We start from the raw sequence: 10,916 nt of genomic DNA, 5'->3' as shown, positions 1-10,916 counted from the left end.
CCTCGTTGTTTCGATTTAAATGGTAGCGGAGGAGGGACTTGAACCCCCGACCCCAGGATTATGATTCCCGTGCTCTAACCAACTGAGCTACTCCGCCCTACCAAGGCGACCCGTTCGGGCGAGGCGGTCACATAGGTCCGGCTTTTCGAGCGGTCAAGCGTACATGTGACGTGAATGCAATTCCCAGGGGCCGCCGTGATACCACCAGCTTGCCAGACCGGCGATTTCGACCGTGCGGGGGTGGAAATCCTGCGACAATGCCGTCAGCAGCGTCTTGGCGAGCACCGGCGTTACCTTGTTCTGGATGGTCACATGCGGACGCCAGCGGCCCGCATCCTGCGGCACCAGCAAGGACGCGAAGGCATCGGCCAACCGCTCGCGCGTGGCCGATAGTTCGGGGGCCTCGATTCGATAGGCGACACCGCGCCCTAGCGACATCAGCCCGGTCACGCTCGCCCGCGGCGCGCGAATCGCGCGCGTCTCCTGCGCCAGCCGATGGCTGAGTTCGTCCGCCGCCGATGGGGGCAGATGATGGAACAGCGTCAGATGTGCGTCGAGGAAATTACGCTCGGGCGGAAAATGGGCGCGGCGCAGCGAATCGAACCATGCCTGATCCTGGCGCCCGAACAGCGCTGTGACGATCAGCGGCGCGCCGCCCCCGCTCAAATCTCGACCTGGCTGCCCAGCTCGACGACGCGATTGGTGGGCAGGCGGAAGAACTCCATCGCGCTTTCGGCATTTCGCAGCATCCACGCGAACAGCTTCTCGCGCCAGATCATCATGCCGGGCCGTGACGAGGGCAGCAGCGTCTGCCGCGCGAGGAAGAAGCTGGTCTCCATCATCTTGAACTCGGCGCCACAGGCATCGACCATCTTCAACGCGGCAGGCACGTCGGCTTCCTGCATGAACCCGTAATAGAGGATCATGCGGTGGAACCCCTTGCCGAGATCCTCCACCACCATGCGCCGCTCCTCGGGCACATAGGGCACGTCGCTGATCTTGACGGTCAGCAGGATCACGCGGTCGTGCAGCACCTTGTTGTGCTTGAGGTTGTGGAGCAGCGCGTGGGGCACGCCTTCGGGCGTCGAGGTCATGAACACGGCGGTGCCAGGCACGCGCGTTGCGGCATTAGCGGCCGATTCGATGAAGATCTGGATCGGCATCGCGCTTTCGCGCAGCCGCTCGATCATCAGCTTGCGGCCCTTGGCCCAGGTGGTGAGCAGCGTGAAAACGATGAAGCCCACCATCAGCGGGAACCAGCCGCCATCGGGCACCTTGGTCAGGTTCGCCGCGAAATAGGCAAGGTCGACGGTGAAGAACACCATCAGCAGCGGGATCGCGTAGCGCTTCTTCCAGTGCCACAGGTTGAACAGCACCACCGCCAGCAGGCAGTTGTCGATCAGCATCGCGCCCGTCACCGCGATACCATAGGCGGCGGTGAGGTTCGACGAGGTCTGGAAGGTGAGCACCAGCAGGATCACCATCACCATCAACGCCCAGTTGATGATCGGGATGTAGATCTGCCCCGCGGTCGACGCGCTGGTGTGATCGATCCGCAGGCGCGGCACGAAGCCGAGCTGGATCGCTTGTTGCGTGACCGAGAAGGCGCCCGAAATCACCGCCTGGCTGGCGATGATCGCGGCGGCGGTGGCAAGGCCAACCAGCGGCAACCGCAGTGCTTCCGGCGCAAGCAGGTAGAAGGGGCTGCGCAGCGCCTCTGCATCGCGGATCAGCAGCGCGCCCTGCCCCATATAGTTCATCATCAGCGCCGGCAGCACGAACCACAGCCACGAGACGCGGATCGGTTTGCGGCCGAAATGGCCCATATCGGCATAGAGCGCCTCGGCGCCGGTGACGGCGAGGACGATCGAGCCGAGCGCGAGAAAGCCACGCAGCGGATCGATCGCGAAGAAATGCACCGCATGGTGCGGCGAGAGCGCGTAGAGGATGTACGGCGTCTGGACCATGCTGATCACGCCAAGGCTGGCGATGACGAGGAAATAGGCCATCATCACCGGGCCGAAGAACGCGCCGACCCGCGACGTGCCTGTACGCTGGATCGAGAACAGCATGACCAGGATCACGACCGCGATCGGCACGACTAGCCGGTGGAACGCGGGCGCGGCGACCGCCAGCCCCTCGACCGCCGACAGCACCGACACCGCCGGGGTGATCATCGAATCGCCGTAGAACAGGGCGGTGGCGAACACGCCGAGCAGCACGATGCCCTGCGTCCAGCGTCGCTGGCCGCCACGGCCGGAGATCAGCGCCAGCAGCGCGAGGCTGCCGCCCTCGCCCTTGTTGTCGGCGCGCATGATGACGGTGACATATTTCAGCGTCACAACCGCCATCATCGACCAGAACATCAGGCTGATCGCCCCCATCACATGCGGGGTATCGAGCGGGAGTTCGTGATGTTCGTTCGCGAAGGTTTCGCGGAACGCATAGAGCGGGCTGGTGCCGATATCGCCAAAGACGATGCCGACCGCGCCGAGCGCGAGCTTCCACGTCGCCTGGGCGTGGCCGTGGCCGCCATGCGTCTCTGCCATCGGATCGGAATCAGATGGCACGACGGCGTCTTCGGGTGAGTGCGTCACCGCGGCAAGCGTCGCTGAACGGGGTGAACGGACCTGGCCATACCGACCTGTGTTCTCGTCTTCATCAGGATGCGGGCCGTTAGCATGCGCAACATGCCCTATCAACAATGGTGTCGGCAGCAGAGACGCGCCAGGCGTCGGGAGTGTTCCAAAACCGAGCTTTGATCACCGGTTGACCGGAAAAAGCGCGTCGCCTTCTCCCCGAGTCGGCACGTCGCGCAGGACGAAGCTGCTATTGATCGTCACCACACCCGGCAGCCGGCCGAGATGTTCGCGGTGGAGTCGCTCGTAATCATCAAGGTCGCGGCACAAAATCTTGAGCCGATAATCCTGCCCGCCCGAAACCAGCGCGCATTCGACCACGCCGTCGATTCGCCCCACCGCCGCCTCGAACTGTGCCAGATCCTCTTCCACCTGCGTGCCCAGTGTGATGTCGACCAGCGCCGTCACGCGGAAGCCCAGCCGGCGATGGCCGAGCCGCGCGCCATAGCCGACGATCAGCCCGTTCGCCTCCAGCGCCTGGATGCGCCGTGTGCAGGCGGACTGCGACAGCCCGACGGCGGCAGCGACCTGGCTCACCGGTGCTCGCGCATCGGCCGCGAGCGATTTGAGAATTGCTGTGTCGATTCGATCCATCACGCATAAATGTCCCGTACTTCCCGTCAGGACGCAACATCCATGCAACCCCAGCCACCCAAGGCTATCGATTTTGCAGGGATTCGCCGGCCCGCCTGGGTTATTATCGCCGCATCGGACTTAGGAGAGTTCCCATGCGCATCGGCGTTCCCAAGGAAATCAAGAATCACGAATATCGTGTCGGTCTGACCCCGGCCTCGGTCGCCGAACTGGTCCATGCCGGCCACAGCGTGCTGGTCGAGACCAAGGCTGGCATGGGCATCGATTTCGACGACGACGCCTATACCGCCGTCGGCGCGCAGATCGCGCCCGATGCCAAGGCCGTGTTTGCCCAGTCGGACATGATCGTGAAGGTGAAGGAGCCGCAGGCACAGGAAATCGCCCTGCTAGAGCCGCGCCACCTGCTCTTCACCTATCTCCACCTCGCGGCCGACAAGCCGCAGGCTGAAGGGCTGATGAAGTCGGGCGCCACCTGCATCGCCTATGAAACGGTGACATCGAGCTCGGGTGCCCTGCCCCTGCTCAAGCCGATGAGCGAAGTCGCCGGCCGCATGTCGGTGCAGGTCGCTTCGCACTATCTCGAGAAGGAACAGGGCGGCCGCGGCGAGCTGCTCGGCGGCGTGCCGGGCGTGGCGCCGTGCAAGGTCGCGATCCTGGGCGGCGGCGTCTCGGGCATCAACGCCGCGCAGATGGCGACCGGCCAGCGCGCCGACGTGACGATCTACGACATCAACAACGAACGCCTTGCCGAACTCGACATGCATTTCGGCAGCCAGATCAAGACCGCCTATGCCAGCAAGGCCGCGATCGCCGAGGCGGTCCGCACCTCGCAAGTGGTGATCGGCGCCGTGCTGGTGCCGGGTGCCGCGGCGCCGAAGCTCGTCACTCGCGACATGCTGAAGACGATGATGCGCGGCTCGGTGCTGGTCGACATCGCGATCGACCAGGGCGGCTGTTTCGAGACCAGCCGCCCGACCACCCATGACGATGCCGTGTTCGAGATCGACGGCGTGATCCATTACTGCGTAGCGAACATGCCGGGCGCGGTCGCCCGCACCTCGGCCTTCGCGCTCAACAACGCGACGCTGCCCTTCGTGCTCACGCTCGCCAATCACGGCGCGGACGCGGCGATGAAGGCCGATCGCCACCTTGCCAACGGCCTCAACGTCTCGGCCGGCAAGATTCGTCACCAGGCGGTGGCGGAGGCCCTCGACCTGCCGTTCGAAGCCTGGGCAGACTGACCGGCGACCATGCGCCCGGCCTCTTGCCGGCCGCATGGTCGGATCAAACGGCGAGTTCCTTCGCCGGCAGATATTCGATCAGATTGCCGATCTGGACGCGCGGCGACCGCAGCCGCGGGTCCGCCATTGCCGCCAGGAACTCGGCATGCCGTGGATGCTGCGGCAGGAACACCGCCTTCGTGGCATATTGCTCGGGACTGAAGGTGCCCCAATTGGTGATCTTGCCAAAATAGATGCTGGTCGCCCCCAGCGAATCGGCCAGCGCGACGCCCTCGCCCATTTCATGGAAATTCTCGGTCTGGACGGTGAAGCTCAGCGACAGCCGATCGATCAGCCCTTGCGCCAGCAGGTCCGCGGCGAAGCGCAGGTTGGTTTGCATCACCTCCCACCGCGCACCCCGGCGCAGCAGTTCGTGCGTTTCCTTTGAGGCGCCGTCGATGCTGATCTGAAGCGCAAAGACGCGGCGGTGGAGCGCGGGGAAACGCTCCCATTCGCGTGGGGTGAACAGCATCGCATTGGTCATGATGCGGAATCGCAGATCCGGATATTCGTCGGGCGTGAGCCGCTCGATCAGTCGCCGGAAATTCTTGCTAGCGAACGGATCGCCCGATCCGGTGATGAACACGGTCTTGGCGCCCCGCAGCATCGGTAGGATCGCCTGTTCCTGCAGCCTGTCATATCGTTGGCGCGTCTCTTCATCGGCCGCGATCTTGGCCGTGCGGCAGCTGGGGCAGGAAAGATTGCACGTCAGATCATAGGCCAGATTGACGTCCTGCGGGCCATCGGCGAGCGCGGTTTCGCACTCGTCGATCAGCGTTGCGAGCGTCGGGAACGCCGCTGCGACGTCCGCCTTGCTCGGCAGCGTGCCCGCCTGGATCGCCGGACAGGCCATTTTGCCGCAGTGACGATAGCTGCCGTCATGGACACTCGCACGCACCGCCTGTGCCGCCTCGGAATTCCACACGTCTTGCCATGCGGTCTGATTCAGATCGCCCGCCGACTTGTTGAGCCAGCTTGCGCAACACTGGAAGCTCGACTTCTCGAGCACGTGCATTTCGAGGAACGGTTTGGTGCAGAAACGTCCTTCAAGCCTGTACTTGAGATTTTCAGGATCGGCCATGCCGTGGACGTGGAACAGCGCGCCCTGAATCAGCGTCGACGTATTCTGCATCGTCCAGAGCCGGTTCAGCCGCGCCAGCGCTCGATCGATCTGGCCTTCATGCGCGTCGCACATCGCGAGCACGATCTCCAGCCCGATCGCGACGCCGGTCGCCAGCTTCACCGTCCCGCTCAACGCCTTTGCGTGAGCGTTACGGATGACCGTCGAGAACATCGGCAGGGAAGACAGGAACTGCGGAAACGCAGTCCATATCTCCGGGCGATCGTCGGGCTTGAGCAGATCCTCAAGCAGGATCCACAGCATATCCTCGGCCTGGGAATAGGCGGCGTGATCGGCCTTGCTCAGGCCATGCTGTTTGAAATCGGTGGATTTTGCCGCGGCAACGCGCATTCGGGATCCCCTGAATCCATTGAAAATGCCACCTGACCGGGCAGGCGCTACTCCCAATATAGCGGATGCGGGGATGAAGTGCGGTGCATGCCCGACATGGTAGCCGCCGGATGGCGCTCGCCCTTGGGTCTATTGCGGCTGCTGCCCCTGCGCGGCGTCGAGGATTTCGGGATCGAGCGCGACGATCACCTTGACCATGTCCATCCGGTAGCTCGCATCCTCTGGGACCAGCCGCATCGCAACGGCCCATTCGCGCCGGGCGGCGCCGAAATTGCCCGCGCGGGCGAACGCGACGCCGTGGAAAAAGGCGGGCCCGGGATGGCTCGGGGCCAGCGCCCGGGCGCGATCGAACGCGAACTGCGAGGCGGGCGAGACCTGATCGTCGTCATGCGCAGCGAGCGCGAGGCCCAGCCCCGTCCACAGCGCCGCATCCTTCGGCGCCTTGCGCACGCCGCCCAGCATCACGCCGACCGCACTGTCGGGCGATCCGGTCCGCGTCATCGCGTCAGCCGCCATGAAATAGCTGTAGTCGAAGTTGAACCGGCCAAACATCGCCTCGCGCACGGCGATGAGATTGGGATCGATCCACGCCCCCGCCGCCGTACCGGTGGCGGGGCGGCCGTCCAGCGTCGGCTGCCCTTGCCACGCATAGCCGGCGCCGGCCAGCATGACGGCCGTCGCCGGAAGCGTCCAGAGCCGGCGCGGGAAGCGAAGCGCCCAGAGCACCCCGCCGCCGGCAAGCGCTGCCAGTGCGAAAAGCAACCAGCCGTTCATTGTCTCGACCTTCGAAACAGCCGCCGCGACAGCAGAAATCCGGCCACGAGCAGCACCAGCGGTGTGATCCATAGCGGCGCCGTCACCCAGCGCAGCGGCGGATCATAGCTGATATAGTCGCCATAACGCTGGATGAGCCAGGTGCGCACCTGTTCGCGCGACTGGCCAGCGGCAATGCGCTGGCGCACGATCGCGCGCATCTCGCCGGCCATGTCGGCATCGCTATCGGCAATCGACTGCCCCTGGCAGACGACGCAGCGCAGCGTTTCCATCAGCGCCGTCGCTTCCGCCTCCTGCTGCGGATCGGGCAGCTGGGTATAGGCAAGCGGCGACGCCGGCAGCTTGGTGTCGGCCAGCACCGCGCAGGGCGCCGCAACCAGCAACGCCGCCGTAACCGCGCTCCGGATCGCCCGCCCCGTCATTTCGCCTTCGCCAATGCGGCGAGCAGCGTCGGCACATCCTCCTCGCGAATGTCGCCGATATGCTGATCGACAATGATGCCACGCGAATCGACGACGAACGTCTCGGGCACGCCCGACGAACCGAGCGACAGCTGCGCGCGGCTCGCCTTGTCGTCGCCGATCCGGGTATATGGATCGCCGTTGCGAGCGAGGAAGGCGCGGACATCGTCGCTGGTATCGCGCACCGCGATCGCATCGATCTCGACGCCGGCCTGCTTCAGCTTCATCAGTTGCGGCGCCTCTGCGATGCACGGCACGCACCAACTGGCGAATATGTTGAGCAGCTTGGGCTTGCCCTTGCCGAAATTGGCACTCGAAAGGCCGTCCTTGTCGGCGACGATCGGACTCAGCTTGAATGCGGGAAGCGGCTTGCCCACCATTGCCGATCGGATCAGATGGTCGCTCGGTTCCAGCAGCCCGTTCGTCACCAGCACGAACACCAGCGCAAACAGCGCCAGCGGCGCCCAGATCAGCAGCTTCTTCATGCCACACCATCCTGGCGACGATCGAGCGCGCTGCGGCGCACACGCCCGATCAGCGCGATCAGCCCGCCCAGCCCGACCATCACGCCGCCCGCCCAGATCAGCGTGATGAACGGCTTCCACCAAAGTCGAATCTGCCAGCGGCCATCGGCGTCGGACGCGCCGAGCACGGCATAGAGCTGACCGTCGATCATGATCGAGATCGCGGCCTCGCTCGTGTCGGTCGGCGGCGTGGCGAAGAAGCGGCGCTGCGGAAACACGTCGAATGGCTTGCCGTCGCCGCGCTGCACGCGCAGCCGCGCCTCGATCGCCGACCAGTTCGGGCCGATCGTCGGCTGCACGCTAATGAACGAGACGCGGAACGGCCCAACCCCCAGCGACTGGCCAACGGAGATCGCGGCGAGCCGCTCCTGCTTGAACGCGCTGTCGCACGCCATGCCGGTCACGCTCACGGCGATGCCCAGATGCGCAATCACCATCCCCCATACCGGCAGCGGCGTCCGGCGCAGGTTACGCTTCCAAAGCGGCGCGACGCTCGCGGCCGCCAGCCCGGCAGAAAGGCCGATCGCCAGCGCGGCGATGATGCTGCCGCCGCCCGCCAGCACAAGCACCGCAACAAAGGTCAAGCCGGCGATTGCCGTCGGTATCAGCATACGGCCGGCCAGCGCGTTCCAGCTGTCACGTCGCCAGTTGAGCAGCGGCCCCACTCCCATCGCCGCGACCAGCGCCAGGCCGATCGGCACCGCCGCCTTTTCGAAGAACGGGGCCCCGATCGAAAGCTGTACGCCCGCCGCCTGCGCGACCAGCGGATAGAGCGTACCGATCAGCACGATCCCCAGGATCACGCTGAGCAGCAGGTTGTTGAGCACCAGCGCGCCTTCGCGGCTGATCACGCGGAACGTCGACCCTTGCGTCACCGTCCCGACGCGCGCGCCGAACAGCAGCAGCGCCCCTCCGATGTACAGCCCTAGCAGCGCGAGGATGAACGCTCCGCGCGTCGGATCGACGGCAAAGGCATGGACGCTCACCAGAATGCCCGAGCGGACCAGGAAGGTGCCGACCATCGACATCGAGAATGCGACCACCGCCAGCATCAACGTCCAGGCGCGAAGCCCGTCGCGCGTCGCCAGCACGTTGACAGAATGGAGTAGCGCCGTTCCCGCAAGCCACGGCATCAGCGAGGCATTCTCCACCGGGTCCCAGAACCACCAACCGCCCCAGCCCAGCTCATAATAGGCCCAGTAGCTGCCGGCGGTGATGCCGATTGTCAGGAAGATCCAGGCGGCGAGCACCCAGGGCCGCATCGCCCGGGCCAAGACAGGACCGACATCGCGCATCACCAGCGCGCCGACCGCGAAGCTGAACGCTACCGAGAGACCGACATAGCCGATGTAGAGCGTCGGCGGGTGGAAGGCGAGGCCGGGATCCTGAAGCAGCGGGTTGAGCCCGTTGCCGTCTGCCGGCGCCGGATTGAGCCGCGCAAAGGGGTTCGAGGCAAAGGCGAGAAAGGCATAGAAGCCGATCGCGATCGCCGCCTGTGCCGCCAGCGTCGCAGCGAGCGTGCCGATTGCCAGGCCTCGCTCGAACAGGGCGACGCCCGCGCCCGCAACCGCGAGCACCGTCACCCACAGCAGCATCGAGCCTTCGTGATTCCCCCAGGCGCCGGCGATCTTATACAGCATCGGCTTGGCTGAATGGCTGTTCTCCGCGACCAGCAGCACCGACATGTCCGAACGCGCAAATAGCAGGATCAGCAGCGCGAACGCAGCCAGCGCCAAGACACCCTGGACGATGGCGATCCGCCGCACCCCGGCCAGCGCGAGCACCGCGCGTTCGCCATTGCTGATGGAAGCCCGTGCGGCGGCAGCACCGAGCAGCAATTGCGCCACCGCGAACCCGGCGGCGAGCCACAATGCGATGAGACCGGCTTCTGCGATCACTGGGAAGCCGTCTCGCGCTTCTGCATCTTGCCTTCCAGCTGGGGCGGCATGTAGCGCTCGTCATGCTTGGCGAGCAGGTTGTCGGCGACGAAGCTGCCATCGGGATTGAACTGGCCTTCGGCGATCACGCCCGAACCCTCGCGAAACAGATCGGGCGCGACGCCGCGGAACCGGACGGGCACGCTGGCCTTGCCGTCGCTGACGGCGAAGCGGATCGACACGCCGTCGCTCGCCCGCTGGAGCGAGCCGGGCGTCACCATGCCGCCCAGCCGTACCGCACGCGCCAGCGGCAGCGGCTTGCCCACGAGATCACCCGGTGCATAGAAGAATGCCGCCTGGTCCTTGAACGCCGACAATGCGAGCAGCCCGGCCGCGACGATCGCGCCGACCGCCAGCACCGCGAGCGTTAGCCGCTGATGCTTGGCCTTCACCGCCGCTGCCCCAGCGTCTCGACGCCTTGCTCGGCCCGGCGCATCGCCCGCCAGCTCGCGAGCGCAATGCCTGCGGTGCCGATCAGCGTCGCCGCATAGGCGCCGATCACGAATGGCCAGCCGTTCACCGCTGCGCCATCCGGCGCAACCGCGCCTCCAGCTTCTGTGCTGCGATCAACGCCCGCATCCGCATCAGCACAACCCCTCCGAACAACAGAGTGAACCCCGCCAGTGTGAACCACAAGGGCCACAGCATCGACGGATCGATCGACGTGCCGGTCAGTCCGATGCTCTGGCCCTGATGCAGCGTGTTCCACCACACGACCGAATAATGGACAATCGGCAGCAACACCGTGCCGGCCACGCCGAGCAGCGCCGGGATGCGGCCATCGCCATTCCGATCCGCATCGGCGCGTGCTAGCGCGATCCAGGCGATATAGACGAAGAACAGCAGCAGCATGCTGGTCAGTCGCCCGTCCCATTCCCACCAGGTACCCCAGGTCGGCCGCCCCCAGATCGATCCGGTGATCAGACACAGCGCTGCAAACACCCCCCCCACCGGCGCGATCGCCCGCGCGGCGACGAGGGCCAGCGGGTGCCGCCACACCAGATAGGCGAGGCTGGAAAGTGCGAGCCCGGTCCATCCCCCCATGCCCAACCAGGCGGTGGGAAGATGGATGTAGAGGATGCGGACGCTTTCCTTCTGCAGATAATCGGCGGGCGTCTGCGTCAGGCCCGCCCAGCTTCCGAACAATGCCAGCACCACCCCGGTCCAGAACAGGACTGGCGTCAGCGGCCGGGCGACCTTCAGGAAACGCGCCGGATTGGCGAGGGCGTGAAACAT

The 10,916-nt window shown here is 65.5% G+C and carries 12 protein-coding genes and 1 tRNA gene; 1 reads left to right on the top strand and 12 read right to left on the bottom strand.

The features are described from left to right. Positions 1–20: 20 nt before the first annotated feature. The 4 genes from ACX40Y_RS12435 to ACX40Y_RS12420 all read right to left on the bottom strand — a co-directional run bounded on the left by ACX40Y_RS12435 (position 21) and on the right by ACX40Y_RS12420 (position 3,233). Positions 21–97: transfer RNA gene (locus ACX40Y_RS12435), tRNA-Met, on the bottom strand. 56 nt (positions 98–153) lie between these two features. Further along, positions 154–666, bottom strand: a complete 513-nt coding sequence (locus ACX40Y_RS12430) for a 2'-5' RNA ligase family protein (RefSeq protein WP_459119883.1) — start codon at positions 664–666, stop codon at positions 154–156. Next, positions 663–2,549, bottom strand: coding sequence for a potassium transporter Kup (locus ACX40Y_RS12425; protein ID WP_459120003.1), 1,887 nt, complete (start codon positions 2,547–2,549; stop codon positions 663–665). Before ACX40Y_RS12425 ends, ACX40Y_RS12430 begins: the two co-directional genes overlap by 4 nt. Before the next feature lie 213 nt (positions 2,550–2,762). Further along, on the bottom strand, positions 2,763–3,233 hold the full coding sequence (locus tag ACX40Y_RS12420) for an Lrp/AsnC family transcriptional regulator (RefSeq protein ID WP_459119882.1): 471 nt from the start codon (positions 3,231–3,233) through the stop codon (positions 2,763–2,765). Positions 3,234–3,367: 134 nt separating this feature from the next. Here ACX40Y_RS12420 and ald point away from each other — a divergent pair, with 134 nt between their 5' ends. Next, positions 3,368–4,474, top strand: a complete 1,107-nt coding sequence (gene ald, locus ACX40Y_RS12415) for an alanine dehydrogenase (RefSeq protein WP_459119881.1) — start codon at positions 3,368–3,370, stop codon at positions 4,472–4,474. A gap of 43 nt (positions 4,475–4,517) precedes the next feature. Here ald and ACX40Y_RS12410 read toward each other — a convergent pair whose 3' ends face one another. From ACX40Y_RS12410 to ccmC, 8 genes are all read right to left on the bottom strand, one after another. After that, positions 4,518–5,984 (bottom strand): radical SAM protein, encoded by a 1,467-nt coding sequence (locus ACX40Y_RS12410; protein WP_459119880.1) that lies wholly within the window; start codon positions 5,982–5,984, stop codon positions 4,518–4,520. 129 nt (positions 5,985–6,113) lie between these two features. Next, a complete protein-coding gene (locus ACX40Y_RS12405) occupies positions 6,114–6,758 on the bottom strand; it encodes a tetratricopeptide repeat protein (protein ID WP_459119879.1) in 645 nt (214 codons plus the stop codon). After that, positions 6,755–7,180, bottom strand: a complete 426-nt coding sequence (locus ACX40Y_RS12400) for a cytochrome c-type biogenesis protein (protein WP_459119878.1) — start codon at positions 7,178–7,180, stop codon at positions 6,755–6,757. Before ACX40Y_RS12400 ends, ACX40Y_RS12405 begins: the two co-directional genes overlap by 4 nt. Next, entirely contained in the window at positions 7,177–7,704 is a 528-nt protein-coding gene (locus tag ACX40Y_RS12395; protein WP_459119877.1) for a DsbE family thiol:disulfide interchange protein, read from the bottom strand. The genes ACX40Y_RS12400 and ACX40Y_RS12395 overlap by 4 nt, the downstream gene beginning before the upstream one ends. Further along, a complete protein-coding gene (locus ACX40Y_RS12390) occupies positions 7,701–9,641 on the bottom strand; it encodes a heme lyase CcmF/NrfE family subunit (protein ID WP_459119876.1) in 1,941 nt (646 codons plus the stop codon). The genes ACX40Y_RS12395 and ACX40Y_RS12390 overlap by 4 nt, the downstream gene beginning before the upstream one ends. Further along, on the bottom strand, positions 9,638–10,072 hold the full coding sequence (gene ccmE, locus ACX40Y_RS12385; protein WP_459119875.1) for a cytochrome c maturation protein CcmE: 435 nt from the start codon (positions 10,070–10,072) through the stop codon (positions 9,638–9,640). Before ccmE ends, ACX40Y_RS12390 begins: the two co-directional genes overlap by 4 nt. Beyond that, a complete protein-coding gene (locus ACX40Y_RS12380) occupies positions 10,069–10,200 on the bottom strand; it encodes a hypothetical protein (protein WP_459119874.1) in 132 nt (43 codons plus the stop codon). The genes ccmE and ACX40Y_RS12380 overlap by 4 nt, the downstream gene beginning before the upstream one ends. After that, positions 10,197–10,916 carry a heme ABC transporter permease CcmC gene (gene ccmC, locus ACX40Y_RS12375; protein WP_459119873.1) on the bottom strand — a complete coding sequence of 240 codons (720 nt, stop codon included), beginning with the start codon at positions 10,914–10,916 and terminating at the stop codon, positions 10,197–10,199. Before ccmC ends, ACX40Y_RS12380 begins: the two co-directional genes overlap by 4 nt.

The sequence above is a fragment of the Sphingomonas sp. RS6 genome (assembly GCF_054489705.1).
This window is presented reverse-complemented; position numbering and strand designations above follow the sequence as displayed.

Excerpts from the sequence above, each read along its gene's own strand:
- ACX40Y_RS12425 (WP_459120003.1), bottom strand. The coding sequence starts at position 2,549 with ATGGCAGAGACGCATGGCGGCCACGGCCACGCCCAGGCGACGTGGAAG.
- ACX40Y_RS12420 (WP_459119882.1), bottom strand. The coding sequence starts at position 3,233 with ATGGATCGAATCGACACAGCAATTCTCAAATCGCTCGCGGCCGATGCG.
- ald (WP_459119881.1), top strand. The coding sequence starts at position 3,368 with ATGCGCATCGGCGTTCCCAAGGAAATCAAGAATCACGAATATCGTGTC.
- ACX40Y_RS12410 (WP_459119880.1), bottom strand. The coding sequence starts at position 5,984 with ATGCGCGTTGCCGCGGCAAAATCCACCGATTTCAAACAGCATGGCCTG.
- ACX40Y_RS12405 (WP_459119879.1), bottom strand. The coding sequence starts at position 6,758 with ATGAACGGCTGGTTGCTTTTCGCACTGGCAGCGCTTGCCGGCGGCGGG.
- ACX40Y_RS12400 (WP_459119878.1), bottom strand. The coding sequence starts at position 7,180 with ATGACGGGGCGGGCGATCCGGAGCGCGGTTACGGCGGCGTTGCTGGTT.
- ACX40Y_RS12395 (WP_459119877.1), bottom strand. The coding sequence starts at position 7,704 with ATGAAGAAGCTGCTGATCTGGGCGCCGCTGGCGCTGTTTGCGCTGGTG.
- ccmC (WP_459119873.1), bottom strand. The coding sequence starts at position 10,916 with ATGTTTCACGCCCTCGCCAATCCGGCGCGTTTCCTGAAGGTCGCCCGG.